This is a genomic window from Flavobacterium sp. Arc2 (genome assembly GCF_041431385.1).
In the GTDB taxonomy this organism is placed as follows: Bacteria; Bacteroidota; Bacteroidia; order Flavobacteriales; family Flavobacteriaceae; genus Flavobacterium.
Genome location: NZ_JASMRH010000007.1, coordinates 126,694 through 143,742 on the forward strand (window position 1 = coordinate 126,694; position 17,049 = coordinate 143,742).

The window sequence follows — 17,049 nt, forward strand, 5'->3', positions numbered from 1 at the left end:
ATTATGAAAATACATATTCATTTTATTAAAAAAATCACTTTTGCAGTTGCAGCTGCAACAGTACTGTTCAGTTGTCAAGAAATGGACAGGCCTGAATTAGGAAATTATCCTCAGGATGTTAATGCTGTAGGAGGGCCATTAAAATTTTATGTTCCTTTTGACGATACAACTACTGATCCGTTAAAATTTGCTGTTGATAATATTAGAGCAAAATTTCCAACTGATAATCCATTAACTGCTACAGAGGGCATCTCTGGGAAAGGTGTAAAAGGAGGAATTCCAAAAAAGTTCATTGCTTATCCTTCTGCTAATGATTTTGCTGTGACAGCATCAAGTATGACTGTTGCATTCTGGTCTAAACATGGAGTGCCAACTCAAACTGAATTTGCTTTTGCTTTAACAAGTGATAACTGGGCTAAAGCATCTATGTTTGGATTATTTGAGGGAAGCGCAACTAATGCTGTTGTTAAAATATTTGTAGACGAACAAGGTACAGGTGATCATTGGTTCGAATGGGTAGGTGTTCCAGGTACTGCGGTAATATTTGATAATCAATGGCATCATTTAGCTTTTGTTTATGACCAAGCCTCTTCTGTAATGACTTTTTATATTGATGGTGTTGCGAAGGGAACAAATACTTGGGCTAATCATGGGCCGATAAAATTTAATGTTTCCAAAATTAATGGTTTTAGATTAGGTGGTTCTGGAAATCCAGACGAAGGCTGGATGAACTCATGGAGTGGAGCTCTTGATAATTTTAGATTATACAATACTCCACTTAGCAATGCAGAAGTAACTACTTTATTTACTGAAAAAAAATAATGCACATAAGCTTGTTATAGTTCATGCTATAACAAGCTTTTTTTTCATAGGATTAATAGACTTGTTTATACTTTTAAATAAAGTTTATTTCTAAATAATATATGTCCAATACGATTCTAGAATTGCAATATTTATATTGTGATAAAGGGGTATTTGGCTTAATTTTTAAATTACAAAAATGAAAAATATTGCAGTATTACTACTAATCATATTGGCTGTAAGTTGTGATTCATCATCAAAAACGCAACAAACAACATCAGAGGATGTGCCTACTAATCCAGTTCCTGATACGGAAAAAATCTCTAATGACGAACTTGTAGAATTGGTACAAAAACAGACTTTTACCTATTTTTGGACTTATGCGCAATCCGATTCTGGAATGGCAAGAGAGCGTTATATTCCAGCCAATCCTTCTTTTGAACAAAATATAGTTACTACTGGGGGATCAGGTTTTGGTTTAATGAGTTTAGTCTCAGGAATGTCTCGTGGATATATCACAAGAGAAGAAGGAGTACAAAGACTAAGTAAGATTGCTGATTTTTTAGAAAAGGCTGATCGCTTTCATGGTGCTTGGCCACATTGGATCGACGGAACTACAGGAAAAGTAATTCCTTTTGGTACTAAGGATAATGGAGGAGATCTAGTAGAAACTTCTTTTTTAGTAGCAGGGATGATAACAGTTAGAGAATACTTCAAAGAAGGAACTGCTGAAGAAAAGGCAGTAGGTCAAAAATTTGATCAATTATGGAAAGGTGTGGACTGGCAATGGTATACTAATAATCAAAATAAATTATACTGGCATTGGTCGCCTACTTACGATTGGCAAATGAATTTTCCATTAGAAGGTTACAATGAATGCTTAATTACTTATGTAATGGCAGCAGCCTCACCTACACATACTATAGATGCAAAAGCCTACCACGAAGGATGGGCAAGAAATGGCGCGATAGTATCTTCTAATAAAAAATATGATTTACCTCTAATTTTAAAACATAATGGTGCTCAAGAATACGGAGGACCTTTATTCTGGGCGCATTATTCCTATCTAGGTTTAGATCCGAATCAGTTGACTGATCAGTACGCTAATTATTGGGATTTAAATTTAAATCAAACAAAAATCAATTATTTGCATTGTGTAGAAAATCCATTTGGCTACAAAGGATATGGTGCTAATTACTGGGGATTGACAGCTTCTTATTCTAGAAATAGCGACGGAGGAGTAGGGTATGATGCACATATGCCAAGTAATGATAAAGGAGTTATTTCTCCAACAGCTGCAATTAGCTCGGTAGTGTATACTCCGACAGAATCAATAGCGCTTATGAGAAATTTGTATGAGAATTATAAGTCGGATGTTTGGGGTGTTGCAGGTTTTTACGATGCACATAGTATACATGATAATTGGACAGCTCAGCGCTATTTGGCTATCGATCAAGGTCCGGAAGTCGTTATGTTAGAAAACTATCGCACAGGATTACTATGGAAACTTTTTATGAATGCTCCAGAAGTAAAGCAAGGACTAATAAAGCTTGGATTCCATTCGGGGAAATATGGATTTTAAGAAAAATTACAGATTAAATAGAAAAGCTTTTGATATGAAAAAAACTATTCTTTTTCTGTTTTTAATAATAACAGTATGCTCCAATGCTCAAAAGGATATTACAGGGAAAATTAAAACAGAAACCGTTACTACTCACGAACTAAATTATGCATTGCATGTACCTAAAAGTAGTAAAGAAATGAAACCACTGATTATTTTTCTCCATGGTTCTGGTGAAAAAGGGACTGATATAGAGAAAGTAAAAGTACATGGCCCTTTTAAGTATTTAAAGACAAATGAACTGGACGCTTATGTCCTAGCTCCTCAATGTCCAGAAAATGAATATTGGGATTCGGAAGTATTGTACCAATTGATTTTAAAAATTCAAAAAGAGAACAATATTGATCCCAACAGAATTTATCTAACGGGACTAAGTATGGGAGGCTGGGGAGCGTGGAATTTAGCTTTTGCACACCCTGAAATGTTTGCTGCTTTAGTGCCTATCGCAGGTTTCGTAGATCGTGTTCCAATGATCGAAAACTGTAAAATAGCATCTATTCCCATTAGAATTTTTCATGGTTTAGTAGATGATGTTGTAGATGTTAATTATTCGATTTCTATTTACAAAAAACTTAAACCTTGCAATAGTAATATTGAACTGACCATTTTTGACGATGCAAATCATGATAGTTGGACACGAGTATATGATAACAAAGAAATTTATGATTGGATGTTCCAACAAATTAAAAAATAACAAGAAATGAATAACAAATTAATTATAGTACTTTTTTGTTTTTCTGTTTTTGGCTACAGCCAAAAAAAGGGAACAAGAAAATCAGTTACGATCAAACCAAAAACCGAGTTTGTTGCTGATTTAATGGCAAAAATGACTTTGGATGAAAAAATAGGTCAATTAAACTTACCTACTTCTGGTGATATAACTACTGGGGCGGGTAATAGTTCTAATGTGGCTAAAAATATAGAAGAAGGAAAGGTAGGTGGTTTATTTAATATCAAGTCGGCTGAAAAAATTAGAGAAGTACAGAAGATTGCTGTTGAAAAAAGCCGCCTGAAAATTCCATTGCTTTTTGGGATGGATGTAATTCATGGTTATGAAACAACTTTCCCTATACCGCTGGGACTTTCTTGTACTTGGGATATGAAATTGATTGAGCGTAGCGCACAAATTGCAGCTCAAGAAGCCAGCGCTGATGGAATCAACTGGACATTTTCGCCAATGGTGGATATTTCTCGTGACCCACGTTGGGGAAGAGTTTCTGAAGGATCTGGTGAAGATGCTTATTTAGGAAGTCAAATTGCAAAAGCAATGGTCAACGGTTACCAGCAAGATGACCTTTCAAAAAACAACTCTATTTTATCCTGTGTAAAACATTTTGCGTTGTATGGTGCGGCAGAAGCTGGTCGTGATTACAATACCGTAGATATGAGTAGAATAAAAATGTACAATGATTATTTCCCTCCTTACAAAGCCGCTGTTGATGCAGGTGCTGGTTCAGTGATGGCCTCTTTTAATGAAGTTGACGGAATTCCTGCAACGGGAAACAAGTGGTTAATGACAGAGGTATTGAGAAATCAATGGGGTTTTAAAGGTTTTGTAGTAACTGATTATACAGGAATTCCTGAAATGATGGCTCATGGAATGGGCGATTTACAAACGGTATCTGCTTTAGCGTTAAATGCCGGAATTGAAATGGATATGGTAGGAGAAGGTTTCTTGACTACATTGAAGAAATCTTTGGCAGAAAATAAAGTGACTATGGAGCAAATCGATAATGCGGTTCGTCTTATTTTAAATGCCAAATATGACTTAGGTTTATTTCAAGATCCTTATAAATATTGTGATGTAAAAAGAGCTAAAAATGAAATTTTCACTAGCTCAAATCGATTGGAAGCCAGAGAAATAGCATCACAATCTTTGGTTCTACTTAAAAATGAAAAGCAGTTATTGCCTTTAAAAAAATCAGGAACGATTGCAGTTATCGGCCCCTTGGCTGATGCCAAAGAAAATATGGCTGGAACTTGGAGTGTGGCTACAAATATGGATAAATCCATTTCGCTAATTGCAGGAATTAAAGAAGTTGCAGCTAATGCAAATGTGCTTTACGCCAAAGGAAGTAACCTTGATTATGATGCTGCTTTTGAAGAAAAAGCAACTATGTTCGGAAAAACATTACATCGTGATGACAGAACAAAAGAGGCATTATTAGCTGAAGCTTTAAAAATTGCGAATCAATCAGATGTAATTGTAGCAGCTCTTGGCGAATCTGCAGAGATGAGTGGAGAAAGCAGCAGCAGAACAAATATTGAAATTCCACATGCACAAAAAGATCTATTACAGGAATTATTAAAAACAGGGAAACCGGTTGTATTAGTTTTATTTACTGGGCGTCCTCTAGTTTTAGTACAAGAAAATGAAACAGTACCAGCTATTTTGAATACTTGGTTTGCAGGTAGCGAAGCAGGAACCGCAATTGCTGATGTTTTATTTGGTGATGAGAATCCTTCTGGAAAATTGACAACGACTTTTCCTAGAAGTGTAGGCCAAGTGCCTATTTATTACAGTCATAAAAATACAGGTAGACCACTTGGTAATAAAGAAGGAAACTTCGAAAAATTCAAGTCGAATTATATCGATGAGAGAAACGAACCTCTGTATCCTTTTGGTTTCGGATTGAGTTACACCACATTTGGCTATTCTAATTTTAAAATTTCTTCTGATAAGATGAATTTCAATGACAAGATTAATGTTAGTGTTGATGTCACGAATACTGGAAATTATGACGGAAAAGAAGTCGTTCAATTGTATTTAAGAGATGTAGTTGGTTCTGTTACAAGACCAGTAAAAGAGTTAAAAGGATTTCAAAAAATAGCCCTTAAAAAAGGGGAGAAACAAACAGTGACATTTGAAATTTCCGTTGAAGATTTGAAATTTTATAATTCTGATTTGGAATTTGTTGCTGAAGCAGGACAATTTGAAGCTTTCATTGGTGGAAGCTCTGACATAGAAAATAAAGTTAATTTTGAGTTGAGTAAATAGTTTGGTTTTTATTTTAACTTGGTTTGCCCTTCGGTAGAAATTCTATCGAAGGGCTTTTTTAAAAGTAGTATATAATTACAAGGAAGCCGATAAGGATACTAGTTCTGATTTTACTATTTTAGCTTAACTAAAAACAAAAACAATACATACATGAAACATTTTTTATCAGCTATTCTATTTTTAGCCTTGAGCACGCTTCAAGCGCAAAGTGTAGCTTCGCCTTCTAAAAAGATCACATTAGACTTTAAGTTGACAGCAAATGGGCAACCTAGTTATGCCGTTAATTATAAAACCAAAGCTGTTGTATTAGAGAGTGCAATGGGAATTAAATTGAAAGAAAAGCCAGCTCTAGACGCTAATTTTAAGTTATTAGGAACTGAAAACACGTCTTTTAATGAAACTTGGAAACCAGTGCTAGGCGAGCAATCTTCTATTATTAATCATTATAACGAATTAAAGATTTCACTTATTCAAAATGAAACTAACGTGAAAATGAATATCATTTTTAGAGTTTTTGATGAAGGTGTTGCTTTTAGATATGATTTTCCTAAACAATTAGAACTGAATTATTTTATTATTTCTGATGAAGTGACGCAGTTTAACTTAACAGATAATTATAAAACATTCTGGATTCCTGGCGATTTTGATAGCAATGAATATGAGTACAATGAGACAAAACTGTCAGAGATTGACAACTCAAAAATTGATATGAATAATGGAATTGGAGTAAAATCAATTCCTGGAAAACACATTGTTCAATCACCACTAATGATGAAATCAGCAGCTGGTTTATACGTTAATATTTTTGAAGCCGCCGTAGTAAACTATCCAGTAATGCATTTGAATGTTGATGTGAATAACTACCATTTAAATGCGCAATTAGTACCTAATGCAATAGGTGATAAGGCCTATTTGCAAGCGCCTTGCGTATCGCCTTGGAGAACAATTATGATAAGTGATGATGCGAGGGACATTGTAAGTTCTAAAATGATTTTGAATTTGAATGAACCTTCTAAAATTGAAGATACTTCATGGATTAAACCAATGAAATATGTTGGAATCTGGTGGGAAATGCACGTAGGGAAATCAACATGGGATTTTGCGGGTTCTCAAAATGCACAAAACTCATTAACACAAGATTTAATCCCATCAGGAAAGCACGGCGCAACAACAGAAAACACGAAAAGGTATATTGACTTTGCTGCCAAGAATGGTTTTGATGGCGTTTTAGTTGAAGGCTGGAATGTAGGTTGGGAAGACTGGTTCGGGAATTGGAAAGAAGAAGTTTTTGACTTTGTTACTCCTTACCCAGATTTTGATATCGCTGCTCTTTCGGCTTACGCCAAATCAAAAGGAGTGAAGATGATCATGCATAATGAAACATCAGGATCTGTTGCTAATTTTGAACGCCACCTTGACCGTAATTTTGAAAACATGGTAAAGTATGGTTATCCAGCGACGAAAACCGGTTACGTAGGGAAAATTATTCCTCGTGGCGAGTTTCATGATGGCCAAACTATGGTGAATCATTTTAATTTTGTTGCCAGACGTGCTGCAGATTATAAGTTAATGGTAAACTCTCATGAATCGTCAAGGCCTACAGGTTATAGCAGAACATATCCAAACTACATCGCTGCCGAAGCCGCTCGTGGAAATGAATTCAATGCTTGGAGTGTGGGAAATCCACCTATGCATGAAACCATTTTGCCGTTTACAAGACAATTAGGAGGACCTATGGATTATACGCCAGGGATTTTCGAAATTAAAATGAGTTATTACGATAAAACGAAGACAGAGCAGGTTCACACTACTTTAGCTAAACAGTTGGCTTTGTATGTAACGATGTATTCTCCATTACAAATGGCCGCTGATTTACCTGAAAACTATGAAAAGTATAGTGATGCTTTTCAGTTTATTAAAGATGTCGCTGTAGATTGGGATAAAAGTAAGTACCTTGAAGCAGAGCCAGGTGATTATTTAACCGTTGTTAGAAAAGCCAAAGGTTCAGAATCTTGGTTCCTAGGAGCAATTACTGATGAAAATGCAAGGAAATCTGAAATTAAATTGGATTTCTTGACAAAAGGTCAAAAGTATAAAGCCATCATCTATGAAGATGCAGAAAATGCAGATTGGCAAAAAAATCCGATCGCTTATAAAATTAAAACGATTATAGTAACAAGCAAATCAAAAATCAATTTGAACTTGGCACCAGGAGGAGGAACAGCAATTAGTTTCGAACCAGTTAAATAGTATAATTTAACTTGTAAAAAGAAATTGAAACCAGTTTGAAATTCTTTTTAGAAGTAAATACTAATTTATGTAATCCTGCAAGTACTATACTTCTTGCGGGATTTTTTTTGAACTTTTGTAAAGAATCTAGGTTGTAATTTCGAATAAAAAAAACACTTTAATTATGAAAAAAAAGAGAAACATCATTTTCAAATTACTATTTATAGGCTTATTATTTTTTTCGGTTCAGGCTGAAGCCCAGCAAAAAACCTATTGTAACCCAATCAATATTGATTATGGTTATTGTCCAATTCCTAATTTTGTAACGCAGGGAAAACACCGCGCTACTGCTGACCCAGTGATTACTTTTTTTAAAGGAGAGTATTACCTTTTTTCTACGAATCAATGGGGATATTGGCATAGTAAGGATATGCTAGACTGGAAATTCATCTCTAGAAAATTTCTTAGACCAGAGCATGACGTTTACGATGAACTATGTGCACCCTCATTATCATTTGTCAATGATACCTTGTTAGTTGTAGGATCAACTCATGGTAAGGAATTCCCAATCTGGATGAGTACAAATCCTTCTACTAATGAGTGGAAAGAATTGGTTCATAAATCAGAAGCAGCAGCCTGGGACCCATCAATCTTTTGGGACAAGGAAAAAGATGAAATTTATGAGTACTACGGTTCTAGTAATTTATATCCTTTATATGGTGTAAAATTAAATATAAAAACGTTTCAACCAGAAGGGGATGTAACTCCTTTAATAGCGCTTAATGATGAAGAACACGGTTGGGAACGCTTTGGTGAAAATAATGACAATACTTTTATGCAGCCCTTTATGGAAGGAGCATTTATGACCAAATACAATAATAAATATTATTTGCAATATGGAGGTCCAGGAACTGAGTTTAGCGGTTATGGTGATGGTGTTTATGTTAGTGACAAGCCACTTGGTCCTTTTGAATACCAGTCTCACAATCCTTTTTCCTATAAACCAGGAGGATTTGCAAGAGGAGCAGGGCATGGAGCAACCTATCAAGATGATAAAGAGGCTTTCTGGCATGTGTCTACAATTGTTATTGGTACTAAAAACAATTTTGAAAGACGTATCGGAATTTGGCCTGCAGGTTTTGATAAAGACGGAATTTTATACTCTAATACTGCATACGGTGACTATCCAACTTTTTTGCCTTCGCAAAATAAAAACCATCTAAGGGATAATTTCTCAGGCTGGATGTTATTAAATTATAACAAACCGGTTCAAGTTTCTTCAACTTTAGGAGGCTATCAAGCTAATAATGCGGTGAATGAAGATATAAAAACCTATTGGTCAGCAAAATCAGGAGAAAAAGGAGAGTGGTTGATTTCTGATTTAGGAGAAAAGAGTACGATTCAAGCAATCCAAATTAATTATGCAGATCAGGATGTTAGCTTAATGGGGAAACCAGAAACGACATCAGGCCATCAATATGTTGTGTATTATTCAGATAATAGCAAAGACTGGAAGATTCTTGTTGATAAAAGCCAAAATAAAAAAGATGTACCACATGATTATATTGAGCTTGAAAAAGGGGTTTCAGCACGTTATGTAAAAATTGAAAATAAAGGAATGCCTACAGGTAAATTTGCACTTTCAGGTTTCAGAATATTTGGAAAAGGAAGCGGAAAAATTCCCAATAGTGTCAATAATTTTGTTCCTTTACGTTCAGAACCGCTTAAAAAAGGAGAAAGACGTAATGTTTGGTTTAAATGGCAACAAAATCCATTAGCTGATGGTTATGTAATCTATTTTGGTAAATCTCCTGATAAAATGTACGGTTCTATAATGGTTTACGGAAAAAACGAATATTATTTTAATGGTTTAGATCGATCGGATGCTTATTATTTTCAGATTGAAGCTTTTAATAATAACGGAATCGGACCTCGAACAGAAATTAAAAAATCAGAATAGAAACTAACCACAATAAAAAATGAAAAAAACTACTGTTTTAGCGCTAGTCCTTTTTAACGGATTTGCACTTTTTGCACAAAAAAATGACGAACAAGTTCTTAAAGAAGTATACAAGTCAGCACTGACTAATTCTAAATGCTATGCTTGGCTTGATGATTTATCTAATAAAATTGGTGCCCGTTTATCAGGATCAGTAGGAGCGGAGAAAGCAGTTGTATATACAAAAGCTGAAATGGAAAAGCTAGGTTTTGACCGTGTGTATTTACAAGAAGTAATGGTGCCAAAATGGGTGCGAGGAGAAAAAGAAACGGCTTATATTCTTGATAAAAACAATAAAATCACAGTTCCTATTTGTGCTTTAGGTGGATCAATCTCCACAGCCAAAAACGGTTTGACAGCCGAAGTAGTTGAAGTCAAAAGCTTTGAAGAGCTAACTGCATTAGGAAAAGATAAAATTAAAGGCAAAATTGTTTTCTATAATCGTCCAATGGAGAATGAGCAAATCGAGTCTTTTCACGCTTATTCAGGAGCGGTAGACCAAAGATATGTTGGTGCACAAAAAGCAGCAGAGCTAGGAGCTGTTGGAACAATTATTCGTTCGATGAATTTAAGGTTAGATGATTTTCCTCATACTGGAGCACAAAGTTATGGTGATCTTCCTAAATCCCAATACATTCCTACTGCAGCAATTAGTACAAATGGGGCTGAGCTATTGAGTAAGAGTTTAAAAAACAATCCTAAACTGACTTTCTATTTCAAGCAATCATGTCAGCAATTTGACGATGTATTATCGTATAATGTTATTGGAGAATTAAAGGGATCGGAAAATCCAGATAATATAATGGTTGTAGGTGGGCACTTAGATTCTTGGGATCTGGCTGATGGTTCTCATGACGATGGGGCAGGAGTAGTGCAAAGTATGGAAGTGGTGAATATTTTTAAAAATATAGGATACAAACCCAAGAATACTATTAGAGTTGTTCTTTTTATGAATGAAGAGAATGGTTTAAGAGGTGGTAAGAAGTACGAGGAATTAGCTCAAGCTAACAATGAAAACCACATATTTGCTTTAGAAAGCGACTCAGGAGGGTTTAGTCCAAGAGGATTTTCACTAGAATGTAATGAAGCTAATTTTCAAAAAATAAGTAACTTTTCAAAGTTATTTAAACCTTATTTAATACACAGTTTTGTAGAAGGTCACAGTGGTTCAGATATTGGTCCATTAACTTCAAAAAACATTGTAAAAGCAGGTCTGAAACCAGATTCACAACGCTATTTTGACTACCACCATGCTGCAAATGATAAATTTGATGCGGTTGATAAGAGAGAGTTAGAGTTGGGAGCTGCTACTATGGCATCATTGATGTATTTAATTGATCAGAACGGAATATTAAAATAAGTAACATTACTGTTATTGATATAAAAGCCACAAGTGATATTCTTGTGGCTTTGTTATTTTGGTTAAGTAGTAATTTTTGTAGAAAGAGTGCTTACTTATAAAATACCTGAATTAGACATATTGGAATGTTGATAAAACTAGGGCTCTGTTTTAGTTTGTCCTTCATCTTCGCCTTCCCCTAATAAGATGGATAAGGTCTTTAAACTGTCAGTACGATCAGCAATAAGTTTTGCGATACTTGCGAACGGTATGAACAAAATCATTCCTGCAGCGCCCCATAAAATTCCTCCTGCAGTAATCATTATGATTATAACTAATGTATTGATTTTTAATCTACGGCCCACTGCTAAAGGAAATATTACATAAGCTTCTAAAGCTTGGACAATTGAAAAAACCACGATAACACCTACTGGATACCAAATCGAATTAAAGGTTATCCAAGAAACCGCAATGGGTAAAAGAGAGGATATCATGATTCCGATGTAGGGAATAAAAGTGAGTATAGAAGCGATAAAACCAAACATAAATGGATGAGGAACGCCAACAATTAGAAGACCAATACTATTTAAAAGCCCAACTATAAAATAAACTAATAGCATTCCTTTTATAAAGTTATAATAGGCACTTATTGTTTCAATCAAGACTTCATGTACCGTTTCTTTTCTGTCAGCAGGAAAAATTTGATACAACACTTTTGCTAATATCTGACGATAATATAGAATTAGAGCCGAAAAAACAGGTACTATTAAAAGAAAAAATAGGGATTCTGAGAGTGAGTATAACGAGTTTCGAAGTAGTGAAAAGGCTTGTGTCCCTGAATTATTAACAGCATTTTTTAAAAATGCTATTTGTTCTTCTGTAGTTATTTCAAATCGCTGTGCAATGAACACACTGATATGGGTTAAAGTTTCCAAAAGTTTTTTACTGAGTAGCCCCCATTCATTAGAAAACTCATTAATTTGTAGAATAAGTAAATAGACAATGATTGCAATAAAAGAGATAACGACTAAAAGAGAACTAAGAATAGCACCCATTTTATTGAACCCTTTACTTTCCATCCATTTACAAACCGGGTAAAGAATAAAACTAATCAACAAAGAAAAACTGAGAGGAATAAAAAGTGTTTTTCCGTAATAAAGTATAAAACAAATCAACACGATATATTGTAGTATTTCAAGTGTTGAAAATTTACCGTTCTTAGAGAGTTGTGTTGGTGTTTTCGGAATTTCTATCATAAGAATTTTAAAATTAAACAATTAGTTGTTTCTATTGTGTTGTCATTCCACTTCTTATAATTAAACGCTAACTTAAACGCGCATTTTAATTTTAGTTATTAAATGTTATGATGAATTTAGCACCTTGATTTTTTTTACTTTCTACTACTATCTGTCCTCCTAAGCTAGTAATGTGATTGTAAACTAAATAGAGGCCAATACCGTGACTGTCCAAATTATTATTGAATTTTTGATGTAAACCAAAAATTTTATCTTTGACCTTATCCATATCAAAACCAATTCCATTATCAGCTATAATTAATTGCTTATTTCCATTAACAACCCTTGAATAAATAGAAATAATAGGTACGAGATTAGGCTTTGAATATTTTATAGCATTGGTTAGCAAATTCAGAAAGATACTTTTCAAATAACCTCTGTTGAAAACAATAGTTTCAAGCTCTGAAAAATTAACATTAATTATTGCACTTGAATTATGGATAATTGAATTTATGGAAAGTAGTACATCATTTGAAATAGTATTAAAACTTAGTTCTTCAAGATTAGAATTTATTTCATTTTTTTTATTTAAAATAGCTATATATTCATTTAGGGTTTGTTTTAAACCTTCTGTCGAAGATTTTAAGATAGTAATGAACTCAAGCGTTTCTGAATCTGTAATTGTAGAGAGGTCTAAAAGCTCAAAAACAGCAAGCATATTATTGACTGGAGACTTAATATCATGTGCAGTTGAATAGGTCAGCTGCTTGAACTCATGATTAATTTTTGTGAGTTTGGCTAGATGTATATTCCGTTCTTCTTCAAGTTCTTTCCTATACGTTATGTTTTTGGCAATCGCATAGATTACTTGATCAGTTTCTATAGGTAACGAAGTCCATAAAAGCCATACAATAGCACCACTTTTAGTTACATAACGGTTTTCAAAATTAATTAAAGATATCTTATTTCTAAGGTCATTTCGAGCGCTGGAGGTACTACCTTTATCTTCATTATAAACAAACTCATTGATTGGCTTAGACAGTAATTCTTCATTAGAATAGCCCAGTAATTTTGACACTGCTGGGTTTACCTTTTTCAAATAGCCATCATACCCAGCTACACATAATAAATCTACTGACAAATCAAAAAACTTTTCGAAGTTTTCAAAACTGCTATAATTATCATTTACAACATGTGCTTCTGTTCGTTTCATTTCCCCCATTCCTTCAAAAAATAATGCCTTCTTGCTAGTAAAGGCTAGTTTAGAACTGAAATACTAAAGTAACTATAAATTATCATATATCACAGAGACAGGGTTAAAACTACCCAAATGAATCGTCATTTACAATATGAACTGCTTTTTAGAATAGAAAAAGGAGATTGTCTCTAAAAGACTATCTCCTTTATAATTTTGCAATTCTCGAAATTATAAGCTACTTCAGTTATATTTCTTGTTTGATTAAAGTAGTACTATTTACTCCTTCTATTATTAACCCCTAAAAAAAATTAAAATGAATTAACCGTTTTTCTAATCGCGACAAGCTTAGTCATTAAAGCCTCAAAATAATCCAAATGCAGCATATTTGCTCCATCACTTTTAGCATTAGCCGGATCAAAATGTGTTTCAATAAAAATTCCATCAACACCTACTGCGATTCCAGCCTTAGCAATTGTCTCAATCATATCTGGTCTTCCTCCTGTAACACCTGCCGTTTGATTAGGCTGTTGCAATGAATGTGTTACATCAAGTACGGTAGTTGCATATTGTTGCATCGTAGGAATTCCTCTGAAATCAACAATCATGTCTTGGTACCCAAACATAGTTCCACGATCAGTTACCATTACGTTTCCATTGTTACAATCTAATACCTTTTGTACGGCATGTTTCATGCTCTCAGGACTCATAAATTGTCCCTTTTTTAAATTTACCACTTTTCCTGTATTGGCTGCAGCCACAACTAAATCAGTTTGACGAACCAAAAAAGCAGGAATCTGAAGGACATCTACATATTGAGAGGCCATATCTGCATCTTCATTCGTATGAATATCAGTTACAGTAGGAACCCCAAAAGTTTCCGACACCTTTCTTAGTATTTTTAGCGCTTTTTCATCGCCTATTCCAGAGAAACTGTCAATTCTTGAACGATTGGCTTTTTTAAACGAACCTTTAAAAACGTATGGAATCTGTAATTTATCAGTGATACCAATCAATTTTTCAGCAATGCGCATAGCCATTTCTTCACCTTCTATTGCGCAAGGCCCAGCAAGTAAAAAAAAGTTACCGCTATCTGTATGTTTAATTTGAGGAATATCTTGTATGTTCATAATAGTTATATTTGAAAGTGCAAAGATAGTTATGATTTGCAACTTAATTTTAGATTTTATTTCTTTTTTAAGAAGCCATTCCTGCTATTCGCTTGTATCTTTCTGTTTTTAAAGAAAAAACAGCAAGGATACCGCTGCTATCAGGGCTAGGGCAAGAGTTACAGCATTTAAAACTTCTTTAAACTAAGACCCAGAGGTACCATTATAGCTCCTTTTTCATAAATATTTATATATAGAACGAGGGGTTTCTTTAATCCATCCCATGTTATTTCATATACATCGAGAAATCCAGCACCCATTTCACTTCTTTTTGCAGGAAATGGACAACAGCTTTCTATTTTTTTAAAAGTTATTTTCTCCCCTTTAGGCCCAGCTAATGCATTTAGAAAACGTTGTTGATTTATAGAATCATCTTTAATACTTCTATAAAAAATATTTATAGGGTAGTCCTTATTGTAGCCATATTTTATGTCTTTGCTGTATTCAGTAATCACAAAAGTATTATTCTTGGAAATCTGAGGAATAGGAGCATTGTCATCTATATTTTGCAAAGTAGATTTTGTGCTTATGCAAGAAACAGCCATGCCGAGTAAGAAGATAAAAAAAAGTGTTTTTTTCATGATATAAAATTATTTGAGACTCCATGCAGTTGAAAAAAAAAACTATTGATCTGTTTTTAATTAATAGTTTATAATATACAAATATATAGGAAACCAATCTCTAAAAATAATTGTGTTGCAAATAGTGATTACTTTAAAAGTAAGAATCGTTACTTTTGCAAAAAAATTAATTAAAAAAGATGAATATTATTTTTCAAACATGGCCGTGGTATGTATCCGGTTTTTTGATTGGCATGATAATGCTTTCCTTAACTTATTTTGGTAAAACATTTGGCATGTCTTCTAATCTACGCTCTTTATGTTCTATGACAGGATTAGGTAAACGTGTTGCTTTTTTTGACTTCGATTGGAAAGCACAGCGTTGGAACTTAGTAGTAGTTTTAGGTGCGATGCTGGGAGGATTTATAGCTGTTCAGTTTATGAGTGATCCTTCAAATGTTGCTATTAATCCAAAGACTATTGCTCAATTGGCAGAATTAGGAATCGATGCTCCAAACGGAAAATTGATGCCGGATGCCCTTTTTGGACCTGATATTTTCAGTTCTCCAAAAAATATTTTAATCTTGTTAATAGGTGGTGTTTTAGTTGGTTTCGGAACTCGCTATGCGGGTGGATGCACCTCGGGTCACGCGATTTCTGGTTTGAGTAATTTGCAAATTCCATCTTTAAAGGCTGTTATAGGATTCTTTATCGGAGGATTGATTATGGCCTATTTATTATTTCCCTTAATTTTCTAGAATATGAAAGTATTAAAATATTTATTGGTTGGTTTAGTTTTTGGAATTGTACTGACAAAATCGGAGGCGGTTTCTTGGTATCGAATCTATGAAATGTTTCAGTTTCAGTCATTCCACATGTACGGAATCATTATGACTGCAATTGGTACTGGAATCATTGGAATTCAGTTGATAAAAAGAAGAAATATAAAAGACATCAAAGGCTTAGCAATTGAAATCCAAGATAAAGAGCAAGGATCGACAAGATATTGGGTTGGTGGATTATTTTTTGGATTGGGTTGGGCTCTCGTTGGCTCGTGCCCAGGTCCTATATTCATTTTGTTAGGTGCTGGCTTTTGGAGTGTTGGTATTGTTCTTTTTGGTGCGCTGTTAGGAACTTATCTATATGGCGTCTTGAAAGATAAATTGCCTCATTAATTGCCGTAATTTAAAAACTAAAAAATAGCATTTTCTAAAAATATAGAATGCTATTTTTTTTGATTTAATTTTAAAATACCAGATACTATTAAATACTGGGCAACAAGATAAGTTATCATAATAAGAAATGAGCTCAGTACTAATGGATTGTAAAACTTGTTGAAGGCGAGAATACTATCTGAACTTATAAAAATAATTGCACCTATCAGGATATACCATTTTGCTGGAGCATGCCATATTAGAAAGCCTTTGAAAGCAAATAATAGCATTGTTGAGATAACCAATGCGTAAACAAAAACAGGAATAGTTAAATCACCTAGGCTAGGCAGTAGCAAAGCAATCATTACAATTAGATACATTATAATTGCTGTAACACCCATCCAGAAAACAGCTTTACTTTTGGTGTTTTTGGGTTTTATTTGTTTGTTGAACAAAAGGATATAGGCAATGTGAGAGAGTAAGAAAGCAATTAAACCAACAATGAAATACATTTCGTCTCGATCAGCAAATAAAAGTATAATGTCACCTATCCAAGAAAAGGTTAAAGCTATTAACAGGTATTTCTTTGAAGGGAAATCACGATGAAAATACACGCCTAATAATAAAAAGGGAAGCAAAAAGGGTTTAATATACCCAGTAATATCCTCGTAACCTAAGAGTATAATTAGTAGATAGATAACACTTACAATGAGATAACTTTTTAAAAATAATGTGTTTTTCATGGTCAA

At 34.0% G+C, this 17,049-nt stretch carries 14 protein-coding genes; 9 read left to right on the top strand and 5 right to left on the bottom strand.

Annotated elements, in window-relative coordinates; all coding sequences use genetic code 11:
* Positions 1-3 precede the first annotated feature (3 nt).
* From QO182_RS06540 to QO182_RS06570, 7 genes are all read left to right on the top strand, one after another.
* Positions 4-822, top strand: coding sequence for a LamG domain-containing protein (locus tag QO182_RS06540; protein ID WP_371560609.1), 819 nt, complete (start codon positions 4-6; stop codon positions 820-822).
* Positions 823-1,000: 178 nt separating this feature from the next.
* The gene (locus QO182_RS06545) at positions 1,001-2,383 is read left to right on the top strand and encodes a glucoamylase family protein (protein ID WP_371560611.1); all 1,383 of its coding nucleotides are present in this window, start codon (positions 1,001-1,003) and stop codon (positions 2,381-2,383) included.
* A gap of 34 nt (positions 2,384-2,417) precedes the next feature.
* Complete coding sequence (locus QO182_RS06550; RefSeq protein ID WP_371537081.1) at positions 2,418-3,116, top strand: prolyl oligopeptidase family serine peptidase; 699 nt, start codon at positions 2,418-2,420, stop codon at positions 3,114-3,116.
* 6 nt (positions 3,117-3,122) lie between these two features.
* Complete coding sequence (gene bglX / locus QO182_RS06555) at positions 3,123-5,420, top strand: beta-glucosidase BglX (RefSeq protein ID WP_371560613.1); 2,298 nt, start codon at positions 3,123-3,125, stop codon at positions 5,418-5,420.
* Positions 5,421-5,570: 150 nt separating this feature from the next.
* A complete protein-coding gene (locus tag QO182_RS06560; RefSeq protein WP_371560615.1) occupies positions 5,571-7,670 on the top strand; it encodes a glycoside hydrolase family 97 protein in 2,100 nt (699 codons plus the stop codon).
* Between the two features lie 163 nt (positions 7,671-7,833).
* Positions 7,834-9,609: a discoidin domain-containing protein gene (locus tag QO182_RS06565; RefSeq protein WP_371560617.1), complete on the top strand. Its 1,776-nt coding sequence runs from the start codon at positions 7,834-7,836 to the stop codon at positions 9,607-9,609.
* Positions 9,610-9,628: 19 nt separating this feature from the next.
* Positions 9,629-11,008, top strand: a complete 1,380-nt coding sequence (locus tag QO182_RS06570; protein ID WP_371560619.1) for a M28 family peptidase — start codon at positions 9,629-9,631, stop codon at positions 11,006-11,008.
* A 137-nt stretch (positions 11,009-11,145) separates the two neighbouring features.
* Here the strand turns inward: QO182_RS06570 and QO182_RS06575 are convergent, their stop codons facing one another.
* From QO182_RS06575 to QO182_RS06590, 4 genes are all read right to left on the bottom strand, one after another.
* Positions 11,146-12,243, bottom strand: coding sequence for an AI-2E family transporter (locus tag QO182_RS06575; protein WP_371560621.1), 1,098 nt, complete (start codon positions 12,241-12,243; stop codon positions 11,146-11,148).
* Positions 12,244-12,334: 91 nt separating this feature from the next.
* A complete protein-coding gene (locus QO182_RS06580) occupies positions 12,335-13,435 on the bottom strand; it encodes a PAS domain S-box protein (protein ID WP_371560623.1) in 1,101 nt (366 codons plus the stop codon).
* 293 nt (positions 13,436-13,728) lie between these two features.
* Entirely contained in the window at positions 13,729-14,547 is an 819-nt protein-coding gene (kdsA, locus tag QO182_RS06585; protein WP_371560625.1) for a 3-deoxy-8-phosphooctulonate synthase, read from the bottom strand.
* 167 nt (positions 14,548-14,714) lie between these two features.
* The gene (locus QO182_RS06590; RefSeq protein ID WP_371537059.1) at positions 14,715-15,167 is read right to left on the bottom strand and encodes a 2-dehydro-3-deoxyphosphooctonate aldolase; all 453 of its coding nucleotides are present in this window, start codon (positions 15,165-15,167) and stop codon (positions 14,715-14,717) included.
* Between the two features lie 179 nt (positions 15,168-15,346).
* Between QO182_RS06590 and QO182_RS06595 the strand changes: the two genes are divergently transcribed.
* Together QO182_RS06595 and QO182_RS06600 are read left to right on the top strand one after the other, a co-directional pair.
* Positions 15,347-15,904 carry a YeeE/YedE family protein gene (locus tag QO182_RS06595; protein WP_371560627.1) on the top strand — a complete coding sequence of 186 codons (558 nt, stop codon included), beginning with the start codon at positions 15,347-15,349 and terminating at the stop codon, positions 15,902-15,904.
* Between the two features lie 3 nt (positions 15,905-15,907).
* Positions 15,908-16,321, top strand: a complete 414-nt coding sequence (locus QO182_RS06600) for a DUF6691 family protein (RefSeq protein WP_371537053.1) — start codon at positions 15,908-15,910, stop codon at positions 16,319-16,321.
* 50 nt (positions 16,322-16,371) lie between these two features.
* Here the strand turns inward: QO182_RS06600 and QO182_RS06605 are convergent, their stop codons facing one another.
* Positions 16,372-17,043: a lysoplasmalogenase gene (locus QO182_RS06605; RefSeq protein WP_371560629.1), complete on the bottom strand. Its 672-nt coding sequence runs from the start codon at positions 17,041-17,043 to the stop codon at positions 16,372-16,374.
* Positions 17,044-17,049: the final 6 nt, after the last annotated feature.

Coding starts and splice junctions, on each gene's coding strand:
- QO182_RS06540 (WP_371560609.1), top strand. CDS start 4: ATGAAAATACATATTCATTTTATTAAAAAAATCACTTTTGCAGTTGCA.
- QO182_RS06545 (WP_371560611.1), top strand. CDS start 1,001: ATGAAAAATATTGCAGTATTACTACTAATCATATTGGCTGTAAGTTGT.
- QO182_RS06550 (WP_371537081.1), top strand. CDS start 2,418: ATGAAAAAAACTATTCTTTTTCTGTTTTTAATAATAACAGTATGCTCC.
- bglX (WP_371560613.1), top strand. CDS start 3,123: ATGAATAACAAATTAATTATAGTACTTTTTTGTTTTTCTGTTTTTGGC.
- QO182_RS06560 (WP_371560615.1), top strand. CDS start 5,571: ATGAAACATTTTTTATCAGCTATTCTATTTTTAGCCTTGAGCACGCTT.
- QO182_RS06565 (WP_371560617.1), top strand. CDS start 7,834: ATGAAAAAAAAGAGAAACATCATTTTCAAATTACTATTTATAGGCTTA.
- QO182_RS06570 (WP_371560619.1), top strand. CDS start 9,629: ATGAAAAAAACTACTGTTTTAGCGCTAGTCCTTTTTAACGGATTTGCA.
- QO182_RS06575 (WP_371560621.1), bottom strand. CDS start 12,243: ATGATAGAAATTCCGAAAACACCAACACAACTCTCTAAGAACGGTAAA.
- QO182_RS06580 (WP_371560623.1), bottom strand. CDS start 13,435: ATGAAACGAACAGAAGCACATGTTGTAAATGATAATTATAGCAGTTTT.
- kdsA (WP_371560625.1), bottom strand. CDS start 14,547: ATGAACATACAAGATATTCCTCAAATTAAACATACAGATAGCGGTAAC.
- QO182_RS06590 (WP_371537059.1), bottom strand. CDS start 15,167: ATGAAAAAAACACTTTTTTTTATCTTCTTACTCGGCATGGCTGTTTCT.
- QO182_RS06595 (WP_371560627.1), top strand. CDS start 15,347: ATGAATATTATTTTTCAAACATGGCCGTGGTATGTATCCGGTTTTTTG.
- QO182_RS06600 (WP_371537053.1), top strand. CDS start 15,908: ATGAAAGTATTAAAATATTTATTGGTTGGTTTAGTTTTTGGAATTGTA.
- QO182_RS06605 (WP_371560629.1), bottom strand. CDS start 17,043: ATGAAAAACACATTATTTTTAAAAAGTTATCTCATTGTAAGTGTTATC.